The organism is Kribbella sp. NPDC056951 (assembly GCF_042674205.1).
GTDB lineage: Bacteria > Actinomycetota > Actinomycetes > Propionibacteriales > Kribbellaceae > Kribbella > Kribbella yunnanensis.
The window spans coordinates 393,757-410,581 of the sequence record NZ_JBHUQZ010000005.1 but is presented as its reverse complement, the minus strand read 5'-3'; the positions used below and the strand labels follow the sequence as shown (position 1 = coordinate 410,581).

The 16,825-nt window shown below is 68.1% G+C and carries 20 protein-coding genes; 17 read left to right on the top strand and 3 right to left on the bottom strand.

Annotated elements, in window-relative coordinates; translation table 11 throughout:
- Positions 1 to 4 precede the first annotated feature (4 nt).
- Positions 5 to 1,408 carry a replication-associated recombination protein A gene (locus tag ACFTSF_RS22620; protein WP_380155664.1) on the top strand — a complete coding sequence of 468 codons (1,404 nt, stop codon included), beginning with the start codon at positions 5 to 7 and terminating at the stop codon, positions 1,406 to 1,408.
- Positions 1,405 to 1,704, top strand: a complete 300-nt coding sequence (locus ACFTSF_RS22615) for a nuclear transport factor 2 family protein (RefSeq protein WP_380155663.1) — start codon at positions 1,405 to 1,407, stop codon at positions 1,702 to 1,704. Before ACFTSF_RS22620 ends, ACFTSF_RS22615 begins: the two co-directional genes overlap by 4 nt.
- Here the strand turns inward: ACFTSF_RS22615 and ACFTSF_RS22610 are convergent.
- Complete coding sequence (locus ACFTSF_RS22610; protein ID WP_380155662.1) at positions 1,701 to 2,111, bottom strand: SitI3 family protein; 411 nt, start codon at positions 2,109 to 2,111, stop codon at positions 1,701 to 1,703. The genes ACFTSF_RS22615 and ACFTSF_RS22610 overlap by 4 nt on opposite strands.
- A gap of 307 nt (positions 2,112 to 2,418) precedes the next feature.
- Complete coding sequence (locus ACFTSF_RS22605; protein ID WP_380155661.1) at positions 2,419 to 2,613, bottom strand: hypothetical protein; 195 nt, start codon at positions 2,611 to 2,613, stop codon at positions 2,419 to 2,421.
- Positions 2,614 to 2,805: 192 nt separating this feature from the next.
- Between ACFTSF_RS22605 and ACFTSF_RS22600 the strand changes: the two genes are divergently transcribed.
- The 12 genes from ACFTSF_RS22600 (at position 2,806) to ACFTSF_RS22545 (ending at position 14,648) form a co-directional block, all read left to right on the top strand.
- Positions 2,806 to 3,216, top strand: a complete 411-nt coding sequence (locus tag ACFTSF_RS22600; RefSeq protein ID WP_132402025.1) for a DUF948 domain-containing protein — start codon at positions 2,806 to 2,808, stop codon at positions 3,214 to 3,216.
- Positions 3,213 to 3,452, top strand: a complete 240-nt coding sequence (locus ACFTSF_RS22595) for a DUF6167 family protein (RefSeq protein ID WP_344146396.1) — start codon at positions 3,213 to 3,215, stop codon at positions 3,450 to 3,452. Before ACFTSF_RS22600 ends, ACFTSF_RS22595 begins: the two co-directional genes overlap by 4 nt.
- A 4-nt stretch (positions 3,453 to 3,456) precedes the next feature.
- Positions 3,457 to 6,126 carry an alanine--tRNA ligase gene (gene alaS / locus ACFTSF_RS22590; protein ID WP_380155660.1) on the top strand — a complete coding sequence of 890 codons (2,670 nt, stop codon included), beginning with the start codon at positions 3,457 to 3,459 and terminating at the stop codon, positions 6,124 to 6,126.
- Between the two features lie 19 nt (positions 6,127 to 6,145).
- Complete coding sequence (gene ruvX, locus ACFTSF_RS22585; protein WP_344146390.1) at positions 6,146 to 6,592, top strand: Holliday junction resolvase RuvX; 447 nt, start codon at positions 6,146 to 6,148, stop codon at positions 6,590 to 6,592.
- Positions 6,589 to 7,761, top strand: a complete 1,173-nt coding sequence (gene mltG / locus ACFTSF_RS22580) for an endolytic transglycosylase MltG (protein ID WP_344146387.1) — start codon at positions 6,589 to 6,591, stop codon at positions 7,759 to 7,761. The genes ruvX and mltG overlap by 4 nt, the downstream gene beginning before the upstream one ends.
- A gap of 4 nt (positions 7,762 to 7,765) precedes the next feature.
- Complete coding sequence (locus tag ACFTSF_RS22575) at positions 7,766 to 8,590, top strand: shikimate dehydrogenase (protein ID WP_344146384.1); 825 nt, start codon at positions 7,766 to 7,768, stop codon at positions 8,588 to 8,590.
- Positions 8,577 to 10,019, top strand: coding sequence for an FAD-binding oxidoreductase (locus ACFTSF_RS22570; protein WP_380155659.1), 1,443 nt, complete (start codon positions 8,577 to 8,579; stop codon positions 10,017 to 10,019). Before ACFTSF_RS22575 ends, ACFTSF_RS22570 begins: the two co-directional genes overlap by 14 nt.
- 13 nt (positions 10,020 to 10,032) lie before the next feature.
- Positions 10,033 to 11,070, top strand: a complete 1,038-nt coding sequence (locus ACFTSF_RS22565; protein ID WP_380155658.1) for a DUF2330 domain-containing protein — start codon at positions 10,033 to 10,035, stop codon at positions 11,068 to 11,070.
- On the top strand, positions 11,060 to 11,767 hold the full coding sequence (locus tag ACFTSF_RS22560) for a prepilin peptidase (RefSeq protein ID WP_380155657.1): 708 nt from the start codon (positions 11,060 to 11,062) through the stop codon (positions 11,765 to 11,767). The genes ACFTSF_RS22565 and ACFTSF_RS22560 overlap by 11 nt, the downstream gene beginning before the upstream one ends.
- Positions 11,768 to 11,855: 88 nt before the next feature.
- Complete coding sequence (locus ACFTSF_RS22555; RefSeq protein WP_380155656.1) at positions 11,856 to 13,448, top strand: FAD-binding protein; 1,593 nt, start codon at positions 11,856 to 11,858, stop codon at positions 13,446 to 13,448.
- A gap of 81 nt (positions 13,449 to 13,529) precedes the next feature.
- Complete coding sequence (locus ACFTSF_RS22550; RefSeq protein ID WP_380155655.1) at positions 13,530 to 13,994, top strand: hypothetical protein; 465 nt, start codon at positions 13,530 to 13,532, stop codon at positions 13,992 to 13,994.
- 3 nt (positions 13,995 to 13,997) lie between these two features.
- On the top strand, positions 13,998 to 14,648 hold the full coding sequence (locus tag ACFTSF_RS22545; RefSeq protein WP_380155654.1) for a hypothetical protein: 651 nt from the start codon (positions 13,998 to 14,000) through the stop codon (positions 14,646 to 14,648).
- Between the two features lie 3 nt (positions 14,649 to 14,651).
- On the opposite strand, the gene ACFTSF_RS22540 is transcribed toward ACFTSF_RS22545, so the two are convergent.
- A complete protein-coding gene (locus ACFTSF_RS22540) occupies positions 14,652 to 15,725 on the bottom strand; it encodes an ADP-ribosylglycohydrolase family protein (protein WP_380155653.1) in 1,074 nt (357 codons plus the stop codon).
- Between the two features lie 122 nt (positions 15,726 to 15,847).
- Between ACFTSF_RS22540 and ACFTSF_RS22535 the strand changes: the two genes are divergently transcribed.
- From ACFTSF_RS22535 to ACFTSF_RS22525, 3 genes are read left to right on the top strand one after another with little or no spacing between them, the layout of a single operon-like run.
- Positions 15,848 to 16,060 carry a hypothetical protein gene (locus tag ACFTSF_RS22535; protein ID WP_380155652.1) on the top strand — a complete coding sequence of 71 codons (213 nt, stop codon included), beginning with the start codon at positions 15,848 to 15,850 and terminating at the stop codon, positions 16,058 to 16,060.
- Between the two features lie 53 nt (positions 16,061 to 16,113).
- On the top strand, positions 16,114 to 16,392 hold the full coding sequence (locus ACFTSF_RS22530) for a type II toxin-antitoxin system Phd/YefM family antitoxin (protein ID WP_380155651.1): 279 nt from the start codon (positions 16,114 to 16,116) through the stop codon (positions 16,390 to 16,392).
- Positions 16,389 to 16,820, top strand: a complete 432-nt coding sequence (locus ACFTSF_RS22525; RefSeq protein WP_380155650.1) for a type II toxin-antitoxin system VapC family toxin — start codon at positions 16,389 to 16,391, stop codon at positions 16,818 to 16,820. The genes ACFTSF_RS22530 and ACFTSF_RS22525 overlap by 4 nt, the downstream gene beginning before the upstream one ends.
- The last annotated feature ends 5 nt before the right edge of the window (positions 16,821 to 16,825 follow it).

Sequence of the window (16,825 nt, the reverse complement as noted above, 5' to 3'; positions counted from 1 at the left end):
CCTTGTGAGTGAGGGTTTGTTCGATCTGCCGGGAGCTCCTGCGCCTGCTCGGGGTGGCGGGAGCTTGGCCGACGTGGATCACACGGCGGCGCCACTGGCTGTGCGGATGCGGCCGCGGAGTCTGGACGAGTTGGTGGGGCAGCAGCATCTGCTGGCACCGGGGTCGCCGTTGCGACGGTTGGTGGAGGGCGACCAGCCGATGTCGCTGCTGCTGTGGGGTCCGCCTGGGACCGGGAAGACCACGATCGCAGCCGTCGTCTCGCACCAGACGAACCGGAAGTTCGTCGAGCTGTCGGCGGTGACTGCGGGTGTGAAGGACGTCCGCCAGGTGATCGACGGGGCGCGGCGGGACCTCGCGCGGCCGGGCGGTGCTGTCGAGACCGTGCTGTTCATCGACGAGGTCCACCGCTTCACGAAAGCCCAGCAGGACGCGCTGCTCCCCGGCGTCGAGAACCGCTGGGTCACCCTGGTAGCCGCCACCACCGAGAACCCGTTCTTCTCGGTCATCTCACCCCTGTTGTCCCGCTCTCTCCTCCTCACCCTCGAGTCGCTCACGGACGACGACATCTCCGTGCTGCTGGACCGAGCCCTCGCCGACGAGCGCGGCCTGGCCGGAGAGTTCACGCTGGCGCCCGACGCCCGTGACCACCTCCTGCGGATGGCCGGCGGAGACGCGCGCCGCGCCCTCACCTACCTCGAGGCAGCGGCTGGTGGGGCCCGCGCCAAGGCCGCTGCGACTGCTGGCGACGACTCTCCACCCACCATTCCATCCACCATCGATCTTGTGACGTTGGAAACTGCGGTTGATCAGGCTGCGGTGCGGTATGACCGGGCGGGGGATCAGCACTACGACGTGGCTTCGGCGTTGATCAAGTCGATTCGTGGCTCGGACGTGGATGCTGCGATGCACTACCTGGCGCGGATGATCGTGGCCGGTGAGGATCCGCGGTTCATCGCCCGTCGGCTGGTGATCTCGGCCAGTGAGGACATCGGCATGGGCGATCCGACGGCCCTCGGTGTCGCGGTTGCTGCGGCGGACGCCGTACAGCTGATCGGTATGCCGGAGGCGCGGATCAACCTGGCGCAGGCGGTTGTGGCGCTGGCGCTGGCTCCTAAGTCCAACGCGGTCATCACCGCGGTCGACGCGGCGATCGCGGACGTGAAGGCCGGCAAGATCGGTCCGGTTCCGTCGCATCTGCGCGACGCGCATTACGCCGGTGCCAAGAAGATCGGCCACGGTGCGTCGTACCAGTACTCGCACAACGACCCGCGCGGTGTCTCCGCTCAGCAGTACGCACCGGATGTCATCGACGGCACCGACTACTACACGCCCACCCGCCGTGGCGGCGAAGCGGCGTACGCGGACCGCGTCGAGGCCATCCGCAAGATCCTCCGGAACCGCAAATGACCCGTCTCGAAGACCACGTCACCGCCTTCAACCAGGCCGTCACCACCGGCGACTGGGACACCTTCGCGGACCGCTTCGCCGACAACGCCCGCATGACGTTCGTCGGCGTACCGGCCGGCCCCTTCGAAGGCCGGACCGCAATCGCCGCCGCCTACAACGCCAATCCGCCGGCCGAGACCATGACCCTGCTGAACGACACCGGTCAGTTCCAGTGGGCCGGTGGCGGCACCGGGACCATGCACGTGACCTGGGCACCCGACGACACCGTCCAAGAGCTCACGGTCGTCTTCGACTAGTCCTCCGGGTAGGGCATCGACGCCCGGCGCTCGAACGACCACGGCAGCAGTTCGGGCGTCCAGAACAAGTCGCTGACCACCAACTGAGTACCCCGACGCAGCAGCAGGATCCGTTCGAAGTCCTGCTGCAGTACGGCGTCGCCTGGTTCCGCGGTCAGTACGGCGATCACGTGCCGGGCGATCTCGGCGTACTGGGGCTCGGGATCGGTGACCTTGTCGAGCCGGAACCCGACTCCGATCTCGGGCTCACAGAGCACCAAGCTTGGCCGGCTGTCGGGATGCACGGTGATCCGCAGGCCGGTCGCGGTCTTGTGCGTGGTCAGATGCCAGACCTCCGGCACCAGCAACTGGCTGATCACCTCGGCCGGCGTCGGCGTACAGAGCTGGAAGGTGTACTCGATCGCCACCTCGCCACGGTAAGGGTTGAAGGGGCTGGCTAGGCTGCAAACGGCCTGGGGGTGAAGGGTTTTGTGTGTTCAACCTCGGTCGGCATGCCCGGAAGTCCGGTCCACGACACAACCGGCGGCGGTCGCCGCTGGTGGTGGTGGGGGTGATCGCCGCGGGGGCGGTCGCTGCGACCGGTGGCTGGCTGGTGGTCCCGTTCGTGGGCAACGAGCCGGAGAGCGGGCAGGAGGCCCGGCAGCCGTCGATCGCGCGCACGTCGGCGCCGTCGCGACAGGGCGTGCGGCCGTCGCTCCCGGTGGGCCGGCCGATTCAGCCGTGGGTGCCGCGCAGTACGCCGGAACCACCCTGGGCGCCGACAGTTCGCCGTACGACGGCCGCCGCGCCCGAGCGCGTTCCGCGACCGCTGTCCACGACCGCCGCGACGCCAACCCCGAGTCCCACAACGAGCTCACCGACCCCCACGACGCCGAGCCCGACCCCTACGCCCACACCGACGACGCCCACGCCAATTCCCTCCCCGAGTCCCACTCCCACTCCGGTCCCGACCTCGACTCCAACCACTCCGTCACCCACACGGTGACCCGGTTTGGTGGGGGACTGTTATGTGGGGGATGGTGTCCTGGACGGTTGTGCGGTAGGGGCGCGCGATAGGGTCGTGCGGTCCACGAGGTCGCAACGGAAGGTGGATCGTTTTCCATGAGCGTCGGTGAAGTCGCAGGGCTGATAGCGGCCTGCGCACTGCTCATCCTGGTGGGCCTGCTGGCCTATCCGATCCTGAAGCTGGGCAAGGTGCTGGACGAGACCCGGATCATGGTCAAGGGCGTCTCCGACTCCAGCGTGCCGCTGCTCGGCGAGGTGACCACGACGGTGGCGACCACGAACGCGCAGCTGGCCAAGGTGGACACGATCACCGACAACGCGACCACGGTGACCACGAACGCGGCGGCGCTGGTGTCGCTGTTCTCGGCGACTGCGGGCGGGCCGCTGGTGAAGGCGGCGGCGTTCACGTACGGCGTGCGCCGGGCGCTCGGCGAGCAGCAGCGCAAGGACGTGAGCCGCCGGGTGAAGGACGAGATGAAGGCCGAGCGGAAGGCGCGGAAGCGGTGAAGCGAATCTTCTGGCTGATCGTCGGGATCGCCGTGGGTGTCTACGCGGTGACCCGGTTGAAGAAGCGGGCGCAGGTGCTCGCTCCCGAGGCTGTGCAGGAGTCGGCGGCCAAACTCGCCGCCGCGGTCCGGCACTTCGGTGACCAGGTCCGTGAGGGCATGGCGGAGCGGGAGGCCGAGCTGCGCGAGTCCCTCGGCATTGAGACGGCACAAGACGAACGTGAGGACTACCGGTAACACCATGGAAACCAGTGAGATCAGGCGGCGGTTCCTGAGCTACTTCGAGGACCGCGGCCACACGGTGGTGCCGAGTGCGCCGTTGCCGTCGCCGGACCCGAACCTGCTGTTCAACGTGGCCGGCATGGCCCAGTTCGTGCCGTACTTCGTCGGCCAGCAGACGCCGCCGTACGCGCGCGCGACCAGTGTCCAGAAGTGCGTCCGGACGCTCGACATCGAAGAGGTCGGGAAGACCACCCGGCACGGCACGTTCTTCCAGATGAACGGCAACTTCTCCTTCGGCGACTACTTCAAGGAGCAAGCGGTCCAGTACGCCTGGGAGCTGGTCACCAAGTCGCAGGCCGACGGCGGTTACGGCTTCGACGAGTCCAAGCTGTACGCCTCGGTGTACTACGAGGACGACGAGGCGATCGACATCTGGAAGCGGGTCGCCGGCCTGCCCGACGACCGGATCGTGCGGCTCGGGATGAAGGACAACTTCTGGTCGATGGGCATCCCCGGCCCGTGCGGCCCGTGCTCGGAGATCCTGATCGACCGCGGCCCGGAGTTCGGCGCGGACCGGGACTGGGAGGCGGGCGACCGCTACCTGGAGTTCTGGAACCTGGTCTTCATGCAGAACATCCGCGGTGAGGGTGGCGGCAAGGAGGGCTACCCGATCCTCGGTGAGCTCCCGAAGAAGAACATCGACACCGGTCTCGGCCTGGAGCGCGTCGCGTACCTGCTGCAGGGCGTCGACAACATGTACGAGATCGACGAGATCTTCCCGGTCATCGAGCAGGCCTCGGAGCTGACCGGCCGCAAGTACGGCGTGGACCAGGTCGACGACGTCCGGTTCCGGGTCATCGCCGACCACGTCCGCAGCGCGCTGATGCTGATCGGCGACGGCGTCACCCCGGGCAACGAGCAGGGTGGTTACGTCCTGCGCCGGCTGCTGCGCCGCGCGATCCGCTCGGTCCGCCTGCTGGGCTACGAGGACCCGAGCCTGGTCGAGCTGCTGCCGGTCAGCCTGCAGCAGATGAAGAAGTCGTACCCGGAGCTGGAGGCCGACTTCGGCCGGATCAGCCAGGTCGCGTACGCCGAGGAGGAGGCGTTCCGCCGCACTCTCACGGCCGGTACGACGATCTTCGACGTGGCCGTGAAGGAGACCAAGGCCGGTGGCGCGCACCAGCTCGAGGGCGCGAAGGCGTTCCAGCTGCACGACACCTACGGGTTCCCGATCGACCTGACTGTCGAGATGGCCGCCGAGCAGGGGCTGAACGTCGACACCGAGGGCTTCCGGTCGCTGATGAAGGAACAGCGCGACCGGGCCAAGGCCGATGCACGGGCCAAGAAGGCCGGCCACGCGGACACCACCGGGTACCGCGAGCTGCGCGAGTCCGGTGTCACCGAGTTCACCGGCTACCAGGAGCTCAGCACCGACTCGCGGGTCCGCGGTCTGCTGCGTGACGGAGTCGTCGCTAACGCGGCCGAGCAGGGCGAGACCGTCGAGGTCGTGCTGGAGAAGACCCCGTTCTACGCCGAGTCCGGTGGCCAGATCGCCGACGAGGGCCTGATTGTGGCCGACGGCGTGAAGCTGAAGGTGCTCGACGTCCAGCGTCCGGTCAAGGGCCTGATCGTGCACAAGGTCGAGGTTGTCGAGGGTGTTCTGCGCCCGGGCCTCGATGTGCACGCCGAGGTCGACCACGAGTGGCGGGTCTCGGCCTGCCAGGCGCACTCCGGCACGCACGTCGTTCACGCGGCGCTGCGCCAGGTGCTCGGCCCGAACGCGCTGCAGAGCGGTTCGTACAACAAGCCCGGTTACCTGCGACTCGACTTCGCGTGGTCGTCCGCGCTGGACCAGGCCACTCGCTCCGAAATCGAAGAGGTCGCGAACCTCGCCGTACGACAGGACCTGCCGGTCGCGGCGCAGTACATGACCCTGCCGGAGGCCCGCGAGTGGGGCGCGCTGGCACTGTTCGGCGAGACGTACGACGAGCAGGTGCGGGTCGTGGAGATCGGCGGCCCCTGGTCGCGTGAGCTCTGCGGTGGCACGCACGTGAAGCACTCGTCGCAGGTCGGCGCGCTGACTCTCACGAGCGAGTCCTCGGTCGGCGCCGGTGTGCGTCGCGTCGAGGCCTTCGTCGGCATGGAGGCGCTGCGCTACCTCGGCAAGGAGCGCGCACTGGTCCGGCTGCTCAGCGAGAACCTGAAGGCCCGTCCGGAGGAGCTGCCCGCGAAGGTCGCCGATCTGGCCGAGCGGCTGCGGGCGGCGGAGAAGGAGCTCCAGCAGATCCGCGCTGCGCAGGTCCTGCAGGCCGCGGCTGAGCTGGCGAGCAGCCCGAAGGACGTCTTCGGCGTCCAGTACGTCGGCCACCGAGCTCCCGACGGCGTGAACGGCGGGGACCTGCGCAAGCTGGCCCTCGACATTCGTGGCCGGATGGGCGAGGACAAGCCGGCCGTCGTGGCCGTCCTGAGCGTGAACGACGGCAAGCCCGGGATCGTGATCGCGCTGAACGACACCGCCCGTGAGTGGCGGTTGTCGGCCGGTGACCTGGTTCGTGTCGCTGCCGAGAAGCTCGGCGGCAAGGGCGGCGGCAAGGCCGATGTCGCCCAGGGTGGTGGCACGGACGCGTCCGGTGCCGACGCCGCGCTGGCCGCTGTCGAGCACACCGTCGGCCACCTGGTCACGGGCTGACACCCGAATGAGACGGGGCGTGCGGATCGCACTGGATATCGGAGACGCCCGGATCGGCGTCGCCAGCAGCGATCCGCACGGAATCCTGGCCACCCCGGTGGAGACGATCCGCCGGGGGCCCGGTGATCTGGGTAGGATCGCGGCACTCGCCGCCGAACTGGAGGCGTTCGAGATCGTGATCGGTCTGCCACGCTCCCTGTCCGGGGGCGAGGGACCGGCCGCGGTGAAGATCCGGGAGACGGCGAAGCAGGTGCAGGACTTGGTGCAGGTGGGGAACGCAGGGCTCGCGGTGCGCCTGGTGGACGAGCGGTTCACCACGGTCACCGCCGAACGCGTGCTGCGCGAACGCGGGAAGAAGGGCGCCAAGCGCCGGGCCGTGGTCGACCAGGCCGCGGCCGTCGTGATTCTGCAGCATGCGCTCGATCTCGAGCGGGAGACCGGGAACCCACCGGGGAGGGCCTTGTGACGAGACCGACGGTGGACGACGACGACCTGGACCTGGGGCTGCGCCCGGAGAGCCGGCTCGAGCGTCGCCAGAACCGCCGCAAGCAGCGCGCCCGGAGAGGTTTCGGCTGCTTCGCGGTGCTCATCTCGCTGCTGGTCGTCGGCTCGCTGGTCGGCGGCGCGGTGGTCGGCTTCGGCAAGGGCAAGGACGCGCTGGAGAAGGTCTTCGCCGCCCCCGACTACGAGGGTGAAGGCACCGGCGTGGTCACGGTCGAGATCACCAAGGGCCAGAGCAACTCCTCGATCGCGGACACCCTGGAGAAGAAGGAAGTCGTCAAGAGCGCCAAGGCGTTCGAGCGGGTGGCCCGCAACGACAGCCGCTCGCTGCAGATCCAGGCCGCGACGTACACGCTGCGCAAGCACATGTCCGCGAAGGCCGCGCTCGAGCTGATGCTGAACACGGACGAGTCGATCAAGGTGCTGCGGTTCAGCGTCTCGGCCGGCAAGACCAAGACCGAGGTGATCGGCATCCTGCAGGCCCCGAAGCTGAAGCTTCCGGCCGGCGCCGCGGCAGCCGCGATGGGCAAACCGGCCACGCTCGGACTGCCGGCGTACGCGCATGGCAATGCCGAAGGCTTCCTGTTCCCGGGCACGTACGACGTGCCGAAGGGCGCGACCGCGACCTCGATGATCAAGCAGATGACCGCGGAGTACGCGAAGAACGCGGCCGCGCTGAACTTCGTGAAGACCGCGCAGGCCAAGGACCTGGACCCGTACCGCGCGCTGATCGTGGCAAGCATCGTGCAGGGCGAGACGAACCGGAAGCAGGACTACGCGAAGGTCGCCCGGGTGATCTACAACCGGCTGCAGGCCGGGATGAAGCTGCAGATGGACTCGACCGTGCACTACGCGGTCGGCCGTACCGGTGGTGTGTTCACGACCGACGAGCAGCGCGATATCGACTCGCCGTACAACACCTACAAGCACGCGGACCTGCCGCCGGGCCCGATCGGTTCGCCGACCAAGGACACGATGCGGGCCGCGATCAACCCGGCCAAGGGCCCGTGGATGTACTTCACGCTGGTCAACCTGGACACCGGTGAGACCGCCTTCGCGACCACCTCGACCGAGCACCAGGCCAACGTGGCCAAGCTCCAAGCGTGGTGCAAGGCCAACAAGGGCCGGTGCTGACCCCATGACGCGTTGTGCCGTGCTCGGGTCGCCGATCGCGCACTCGTTGTCGCCGGCCATGCACCGGGCCGCGTACGCCGAGCTCGGGCTGGACTGGCGGTACGACGCCTTCGAGGTGGCCGAGGACGAGTTGCGCGGGTTCGTCGCGTCGCTGGGTGATGACGTCCGGGGGTTGTCCCTGACGATGCCGTTGAAGCGGGTCGCCCTCGAGCTCGTGGATACCGTCGACCCGGTCGCGGAGCTGATCGGTGCCGCGAACACGATGGTGTTCGAGGCGGACGGATCGCGGTCCGCGTACAACACCGACGTACCGGGGCTGGTGAATGCGTTCGCCGAGCGCGGGATCACGGTCGCGGACTCCGCCATCGTGATTGGTGGGGGAGCAACGGCGGCGTCGACGCTGGCCGCTCTGCGCAGTATGAAGGTCAGCGAGGTGACCGTCGTCGTCCGCGACCGGTCGAAGGCGGAACGGCTGCTCGACCTCGCCGCCGAACTGGGACTCCGGACTTCGGTTGCAGATTTTTCCCAGATCGAGCAAACCGGAGGGTTCGATCTGTGCGTCTCAACAGTGCCTGGTGGAGCAATCGATCCATGGGCGGGCCATTTCGCGAACGTCGCCCCGGTGGTGTTCGACGTGGCCTACCACCCATGGCCGACCCAGCTCGCCATCGCGGCGCACCGGATCGGTACAGAGCTGTTGAACGGGCTTGATCTCCTTGTGCACCAGGCGACTCTCCAAGTGGAGATGATGACAGGTAGGTCGCCTGCACCGCTGGCGGCCATGAGAGCCGCAGCACGTGAGGAGCTCAACGATCGTGAGCCAGCTTGACCGCCGTACCGTTCTGAAGGCAGGCGGCGCCGTCGCCGCCCTGACCGTAGCCTCCGCTCCTCAAGCGATGGCTGCCGCACCGAACTGGAACCGGCTGTCCAGATCGCTCCAGGGCGGCAAGCTCTTCATGCCGTCGACGCCCGGGTACGCCGCTGCGCACCAACTCTTCAACCCGCGCTGGGATTCGGTGCAGCCGGCCGCGGTCGTCCGCGCCGCGAAGACCGCCGACGTGATCAGCACGATCAACTTCGCCCGGGACAACAAGCTCGTGCTGGTGCCGAAGGGCGGCGGCCACTCGTACGTCGGCGCATCCGTGATCAGCAAGGGCATCCAGCTCGACGTCGGTCCGTTGCGCGGGATGACGTACGCGAAGAACGGCGTACTGACCGTTGGCGCCGGCGCGCGCCTGTACGACGTCCACGCGTTCCTCGACCGGTATGGTCGCTCGCTGCCGACCGGCACCTGCCCGACCGTCGGTGTCGCCGGACTCACCCTCGGCGGCGGAATGGGCATCCACACTCGCGCGTGGGGTCTGACCTGTGACCGAGTGGTCGGGATGAGCGTGGTCACCGCCGACGGCAAGGCTCGCGTCATCAATGCCAAGTCCGACCCGGACCTGTTCTGGGCGCTACGCGGTGGTGGCGGTGGCAATCTGGCCGTCGTCACGTCGTTCCAGTTCGCGACGATCCCCGCCGCGAAGATCGGCTTCTTCCGGCTGACCTGGCCGGAGGCTCGCGCCGCCGCTGTCGTCGCCGGCTGGCAGAAGTTCATCCAGCACGCCCCGAGTACGGCGTGGGGCAACCTGCACCTCGATGCCAAGAGCAACGGAACCGTGTCGGTCCACGTGCTCGGGATCTCGACCACCGGCAACGCGGCCGCAGCTGCCGCGCAGCTCGAGTCGTTCGTCGGCTCGAAGGCGACCGCGCGCTCGATCACCGTCAAGACGCACATGGAGGCGGTGAAGTACCTCGGCGGCGGCACGACCAGCCCGCGCACCGGGTTCCTCGCCGGTTCCGACGTCCTGCGGGCACCGATGAACGCGTCGTCCATCAACGCGCTGATCGGTGCGGTCAAGTCCGCGGCGCGCGCCAAGACGCCCGCCGCCGCGATCATCGACCCGCTCGGCGGCCAGGCCGCCAAGCAGCCGGCCGGTGGCGCGGCCTGGCCGTGGCGGTCCGCACTCGGCGTCATCCAGTGGTACGTCGGGACGGCCGCGCACCCGTCGTCGGCCCAGCTCAAGGCCGCGCAGACGTTCATCGATCACGGTCATGGCGCGGTCCGCTCGTTCTCGGCTGGTGGCTACGCAAACTACGTCGAGGCCCGCCGCGGCGTCGGCACGTACTACGGCAGCAGCCTGCCCCGGTTGCGCGCTGTGAAGAAGAAGTACGACCCGCAAGGCTTTTTCCACACTCCGTACACCTTCGTTTAGCTAATCTCCCGCCATGAGGTTGTGGCGGGGGATTGCAGGAGTGCTGGCGCTCGGATTCGTGGCGGCCGGGGTGACGCCCGCTTGGGCGTGCGCGTGCGGCGGCTACTTGCCGAGTCTGGAATCGCGGGCCCGGGCGTCGGGTGAGAAGGCGCTGGTCCGGTACGACGACCGCGGGGTCGAGGAGATCACGCTCTCGATGGCGATCAACGGGTCGTCGAAGAAGGCCGCCTGGATCATGCCGGTGCCGAACCCGGCCAAACTCGAGCTCGGGGACACCAACCTGTTCCCGCGGCTCGACGAGGTGACGGCACCGAGGGTCGTCGAGCATACGACGTACTGGCCGTTCCGCGGTCTCGACCTGCTGGAGAGCGACGGCGCCCCGGGCGGTGCTGCGGCGGGCGGTGGGGTGAACGTGCGGGAGCAGATGACGCTCGGCCCGTTCGAGATCGCCCGCCTGGGTGGCAGCAGCGGGACCGCGGTGACCGACTGGCTCCGCACGAACGGGTACGTCGTACCGGACAGTCTTGGCGGCAACCTGAAGCCCTACGTGAGCGAGGGCTGGGAGATCGTCGCGGTGAAGCTGGCTCCGAAGTCGGCCGATGAGAGCCTGGGCGGTTCGACACCGCCGCTGCGACTGACGTTCGACTCCGACAAGATCGTCTACCCGATGCGGTTGAGCAAAGGCGCGACCACCCCGCAGGCCGTGACCGTGTACGTCGCGGCCCCGCATCGCGTCGACCCGACTGTGCTGCCGGTCGCGGGCCTCCAGCCGACACTCCTGTACGCCGGTCGCGCGCAGGACCCCGCGATGACGGCCCCGGCGGACTTCCTGACCGCGTTCGAGGTCATCTATCGCGAGCCGGGGCAGATCACCTCCGACTTCACTTTCGCCAAGGCGGCGACCGACGAGCCGTATCAGCGGATCGAGTACATCACCCGGAACGAGCCGGTCTGGAGCACGATCGGCGTACTGGTCGCCGCGCTCCTCCTGATCGTCGGCGGTTTTGCGCTGTTCCGGAGGCGGTCTAGGCTCCAGGATCGTGCCGGCTGACAACGCGTTGCTCGCTGCAGGGGTTGGGGTAGTCCTCTGCGGGCCGGCGGCGTTCGTCCTCGGACCGTGGCTGATGCGACGGATCCCTGAGCCGGTCCTCGAAGAGGGCGACACCAAGATCCCGTACGCCGACCTGGCCGGCCCGCGCGCGTCGTACTGGTGTGGTGGGCTGGCCGCCGTCTCCGGCGGGTTGCTCGGCTGGGTACTCGGCACCGACGCTGCGCTGGCCGCCTGGCTGCTGCTCGCGGTGGCCGGCGCGGTGCTCGGCTACATCGACGCGCGGACGCGGTATCTGCCGTCGGCGATCATCTGGCCGTCGTACGCCGTGGTCGGGCTGGCGCTGGTTGCGGCGGCGCTGGCATCGGGGGAGTGGGGCTCGTTGCGGCGGGCCGCGATCGCGGGCGTGATCGGGTTCGGCGTGTTCTACCTGCTGTGGTTCGCGTTTCCGCGCGGGGTCGGGTTCGGCGATGTGCGGTTGTCGGGGCTGCTCGGGATCGCGCTCGGGTGGCTCGGCTGGGGTGAGTTCGCCAGCGGCCTGTACGGCGGGTTCTTCCTCGGCGCGGTGGTTGGGATCGTGCTGATCGTGGCCAGGGTGATGACCCGCAAGCAGATGGTGCCGTTCGGCCCGTTCATGCTGATCGGCGCGCTCGCCGGAGTGTTCGTCGGGGGTCCGTTGGAGCGGCTCTACGCCGGATAGCTGACCCATCGTCTCCACCAGATGGCTGATGTGAGCGAACCCCGCGTTTTCGTAGGTTCGAACCAGTCGAACTAGTGGGGAGAACGACATGCCAATCAGCCGCCGCGGACTACTGGCCGGCACCGCCGCAACCGGAGCCGGACTCGCGGTCCCGATAACCAGTGCTGCTACCGCATCAGCCGTTGGAACCGTTGCTGCCGGCGAGAAGATCCGGCCGGGTGATGCGCGGTACGCCGACCTGGCGCAGCGCGGTCAGAACAAGCGGTTCACCGCCAAGCCGGAGTACGCGCGGGTGATCCGGTCGACCGAGGACGCCGTACGGGCTGTCCAGGAAGCGGTTCGGGCCGGGAAGCGGATCGCGGTTCGCAGTGGCGGGCACTGCTTCGAGGACTTTGTCGACTCGAGCGACGTCCAGGTGCTGCTCGACATGTCGACGTACGACGATGTCAGCTTCGACGAGCGCTACCGGGCCTTCTCGATCGGTGTCGGCGCGACGCTGGAGAAGGTCTACAAGGATCTGTTCTACGGCTGGGGTGTGACGCTTCCGGCCGGCGGTTGCCTCGGTGTCGGGGTCGGCGGTCACTTCGCCGGGGGCGGGTACGGGCCGCTGTCGCGCAAGTACGGGTCGGTGGTCGACCACCTGTACGGCGTCGAGGTGGTCGTCGTCGACAAGCACGGCCGGGCGCGCTCGGTGGTCGCGACGCGGGACAACGCGCACAGCGATCTGTGGTGGGCGCACACCGGCGGTGGGGGCGGGAACTTCGGTCTGGTCACGCGCTACCTGATGCGGTCGGCCGGTGCGACCGGACGAGAGCCGTCGGAATCGTTGCCCAAGGCCCCTTCCGAGTTGCTGTCGAACGTCATCGTCTACGACTGGAAGACGATCGGGAAGGCCGGGTTCGTCCGCGCGGTGCGGAACTTCTTCGACTTCTTCGAGAAGAACAACAGCGCCGATTCGCCGTACGCGACCTTGTACAGCCCGTTCATCCTGTCGACGGCGTCGACCGGCGGCTTCCTGATGTCGAACCAGCTGGACGCCTCGGTCCCGAACGCGGCCGGGCTGCTGAAGACGTTCACCGACGCGATGCTCGCCGGGCTCGACCCGAAGCCGCAGGTGTACGGCGGTGCGGCCGGACCGTTCCTGGTCACCACGATCCAGCGCTCGATCGCGGCCGGGCCGAACACGACCCGCAACAAGTGGAAGGCCGGCTACCTGCGCAAGGGCTACACCGACGCGCAGATCGAGACCATCCACGCGCAGCTCAACGACGCGACCAACACCGCCCCCGAGACCTCGATCCTGCTCATCCCGTACGGCGGCAAGGTGAACACGGTCAAGTCCGACGCGACCGCCACCGCGCAGCGCGACGTGATGGCCAAGATGGTGATGACCATGAGCTGGAACGACGAGTCCGAGGACGCCAAGCACCTGGCCTGGGCCCGGAAGTCGTACGCCGATCTCTACCGCGAGACCGGGGGAGTCCCGGTGCCGAACGCGACCAACGCCGGGTCTTACATCAACTACCCCGATGTCGATCTGGCCGATCCGGCGTACAACAAGTCGGGCGTGCCGTGGCACGACCTGTACTACCTGGGCAACTACCCGCGGCTGCAGCAGATCAAGTCCACCTGGGATCCGCGGAACGTCTTCAGCCACCGGTTGGCCATCCAACCTGCGTGAAATGGTCGTGAGAGATCGGTGAGATGCCTCCCCCGGAGAGTGGTTGAACGCGAACACCACCTTCCGGGGGAGACACCTCTCATGAACTTGCGACGTATCCATCTGGCGGCCGGGGCTGTGCTGGCCGGCCTGGCTCTGACACTGAGCGGCTGCTCGGACTCCGGTTCGACCGACGCCGGTAAGGAGCCGACCACGCAGTCCACCACTTCCGCACCCAAAGCACAGGCCGGCGGTGGGTCGGCCGAGGGGTTCTGTGCGGCGATCGAGAACGGTGGCGGGTTCGATCTCAGCAACTGGAGTCAGCCGCAGAAGGACCCGGCGTTCCGCGAGAAGCTGATCAAGCGGTTCGCCGCCCTGGTCGATGCGGCGCCGACCGACCTGAAACCGTCCATGCAGGACGTGGCCGCCGGCTACGAGGAGCTCTCGGCCGGCAAGGTCTCGGAGGCCGACCAGGCGAAGATCGCCAAGTACGCCAAGGCGATCACCGCGCTGAACGCGTGGATGCAGACCAACTGCCCGAACCTGAAGAAGCCTGCGGCGGGCTGACCGATGCGCATCAAAGCAATGTTGCTGGCCGGCTTCGAGCTCGGCCTGCTGATCACCATCCTGACCGCCTGCGGAGACACGACCGCCCTGCCGGCCACACCGCCCACTCCGACGAGCGGTTCGGCGACTCTCCCCGCGACGTCCGGTACGCCGGTGCCGGGGACCACCGGCGTACCGGGCACGAACGGCCCTTCACAGGGGAACGGGCCGTTGCCGGCGGTGTGCGCGGCGCAGTCGGTCCCGGCGCTGTGCGTGACCTTCAACCTGACAGGGGCGACCACAGTGACAGGGTCGAACTGGGTGTACGCCGAGATACCCGATGCCAACCTGCCCGATTCGACCTGCCCGGAGTACGGAGCCAGCACCCTGGAGTCCGACGAGCCCGGCCTGCCGAAGGTCAACAAGGTCATCGGCACCGAGGCGATCGAGGCCACGTTCACCGCCGACAAACCAGGTGACGGCGCCGGCGTCGAGGGCGCTGAGGCCAGCGGCTCGATCGTCGTCGACGACGTGACCTACGAGGCCGAGGACGGCACCGCGAAGATCGACCTCAACCGCGACGGCTCCGGCAAACTAGTCCTCCCCCGCCTGGTCGGCGGCTCCGGCAGCCTCTCCGGCAGCATCAGCTGGCGCTGCATCGACCCAAAGGAGTAGTCCCTAGGAGCTCGGGTAGCGAGCCGCGAACCCCGGGTGTGGCTCTGTCCGGCTGAACTCCTCCACGAAGTCATCAGCCAGCTGGAGAATCACCGCACGGCCCTCGACTGCGCACGCGAGCTCCGCAGGTAACGCCGCCTCGCGGTGCAGGGCACCCAGGATGTTTCCGCAGATCGCTCCGGTCGAGTCACTGTCCCCGCTGTGCGTCACCGCCAACGCCAGTGCATCCAGCACCTGCTCCGGCCCCGGGTAAACGAGCGCCGCGTAAACCCCGATAGCCAACGCCTCCTCAGCCACCCAGCCCCCGCCCAATTCCTCCAACCGCACCGGCCCACGCCGAGCCGCGGCGAGCGCCGTACTGGTCTCCTCATGCCCTTCGTGGCGAGTCAACAGCTCGGCGGCCGTATCGAGCGCCGCATCCAGCTCGGCGCCACCGCAGATCTGATGGATGATCGCGGCCAAGGCACCGGACGCCAACTTCCCGGTCGGATGACCATGCGTGTACCCCGCCGCCTCGGCCGCCGCATCGAACACCCACTCGGTGCTGAACTTCGCTGGCATCAACCCGAACGGCGCCACCCGCATCACACCGCCGCAGCCCTTCGAGCTGTTCACCGCCTGGACGCCGTACTGCGTGATCCGTGGCCCGCCCTGACGCGCTCCTCGCAGTGCGCCAAGGCAGGTGTTACCTGGGGCACGGCGGGCGTACAGCCACTGCTCCGCCTGCAGCCAGCCGTCGCGCTCACCACTCGGCGCGGATCGCTGCTGGGTGTCCAGCCAGCGGTCGTAGGCGTGGTGGACGGGAGCCAACGTCAGTCCCAGGCCGCGATCCGACCGGACGCCGGCCCGAATCAGCCCTTCGATCGTGAACAGCGTCATCTGAGTGTCGTCGGTGACGGTCCCGGGTGGCCAACCGGCGTCTCCGGTCACGAACGTCCGCAAGAGCTGCGGGTGCTTCTTGAGGATCTTCCGCCCGCTCTCGAACTCCACCGGAGCCCCCAGCGCGTCCCCGATCGCCCCACCCAGCAAAGACCCCCGCACCCGGCCCCGCCAAGTCTCCAACGCCTCACGATTCATGGCAGGACCCTATCCATGGTGGTGCCAGCGCTACCCCCAAGACGGGATTCAGCGCCAGTTCGCAACCATTCGCCCGCTCCTAGGGTCGTAAGTACCAACAGACGACCGGCAAGGAGCGCACGATGACCACCAGATTCCGTCGGAACGCCGCCCGCGTGGCCGCCGCGGCACTGGCCACCACTGCGCTCACCGGCGCCGCCCTGGCCGGCGCTTCCGCCGCCACCGCGACCACGAACTGCGCCGTGTCCCCGATCGTGAAGACCTTCGACACCGTCCTGAAGTTCCGCAACGGCTTCACCTCGGACTCCACCACCGACTCCACCACCTGCCGCTGAGTTTTGAGAAATCTGTCCAGTCTGTCTAGACTGACCTCCCGAGGTGATCGACGATGAAGATCGGGATCGGGCGACTGCGCCAGAGCCACTGGCAGTTGCAAGAAGCCAAACAACACTTCAGTGAACTGATCAGGGCCGTCCAGGCCGACGGCCCCCAGTTCGTGACGAAACACGGCGAGGAGGTTGCCGTCGTGCTGGACATTGCCGACTACCGGCGGTTGATGGGGGAGGACCAGATGAGTTTCAAGGACTTTCTGATGACAGGGCCTGATCTGAGCGTGCTCGAGATCGAGCGCTCCGAGACTCCGGCGCGGCAGGTCGACTTCGAATGAGCTGTTTCCTCCTCGACACGAACGTGGTGTCGGAGTTGCGCCGGCCGCGGCCGGATCGCGGGGTGCTCGACTGGATCGACGCGGTCCGGTCGAGTCATCTGCGGCTCAGCGTGCTGACCGTCGGTGAGATCACCCAGGGGATCGAGCGACTCGCACTGCGGGACGTACCGCAGGCGATGGCGATCGCGCAATGGCGCGACCGGCTGGTCAATGGGTACGGCGATCGCATCGTCCCGGTGTCCTGTGAAGTCGCCGAGACCTGGGGCCGGTTGAATGCTGTGCGGCCGCTTCCGGTGGTCGACGGCCTGCTGGCGGCGACGGCGGTCGTCCATGACTGGACTCTCGTCACCCGGGATTCCGATGCGGTCAGCGGTGTGGGTGTCAAGGTGCTGAATCCGTTCACTCGGGAAGCTGACATGGGCAGCTGACCTGC

Excerpts from the sequence above, each read along its gene's own strand:
- alaS (WP_380155660.1), top strand. The coding sequence starts at position 3,457 with ATGGAAACCAGTGAGATCAGGCGGCGGTTCCTGAGCTACTTCGAGGAC.
- ACFTSF_RS22575 (WP_344146384.1), top strand. The coding sequence starts at position 7,766 with ATGACGCGTTGTGCCGTGCTCGGGTCGCCGATCGCGCACTCGTTGTCG.
- ACFTSF_RS22565 (WP_380155658.1), top strand. The coding sequence starts at position 10,033 with ATGAGGTTGTGGCGGGGGATTGCAGGAGTGCTGGCGCTCGGATTCGTG.
- ACFTSF_RS22545 (WP_380155654.1), top strand. The coding sequence starts at position 13,998 with ATGCGCATCAAAGCAATGTTGCTGGCCGGCTTCGAGCTCGGCCTGCTG.
- ACFTSF_RS22615 (WP_380155663.1), top strand. The coding sequence starts at position 1,405 with ATGACCCGTCTCGAAGACCACGTCACCGCCTTCAACCAGGCCGTCACC.
- ACFTSF_RS22525 (WP_380155650.1), top strand. The coding sequence starts at position 16,389 with ATGAGCTGTTTCCTCCTCGACACGAACGTGGTGTCGGAGTTGCGCCGG.
- ACFTSF_RS22550 (WP_380155655.1), top strand. The coding sequence starts at position 13,530 with ATGAACTTGCGACGTATCCATCTGGCGGCCGGGGCTGTGCTGGCCGGC.
- ACFTSF_RS22555 (WP_380155656.1), top strand. The coding sequence starts at position 11,856 with ATGCCAATCAGCCGCCGCGGACTACTGGCCGGCACCGCCGCAACCGGA.
- ACFTSF_RS22535 (WP_380155652.1), top strand. The coding sequence starts at position 15,848 with ATGACCACCAGATTCCGTCGGAACGCCGCCCGCGTGGCCGCCGCGGCA.
- ACFTSF_RS22530 (WP_380155651.1), top strand. The coding sequence starts at position 16,114 with ATGAAGATCGGGATCGGGCGACTGCGCCAGAGCCACTGGCAGTTGCAA.
- ACFTSF_RS22600 (WP_132402025.1), top strand. The coding sequence starts at position 2,806 with ATGAGCGTCGGTGAAGTCGCAGGGCTGATAGCGGCCTGCGCACTGCTC.
- ACFTSF_RS22540 (WP_380155653.1), bottom strand. The coding sequence starts at position 15,725 with ATGAATCGTGAGGCGTTGGAGACTTGGCGGGGCCGGGTGCGGGGGTCT.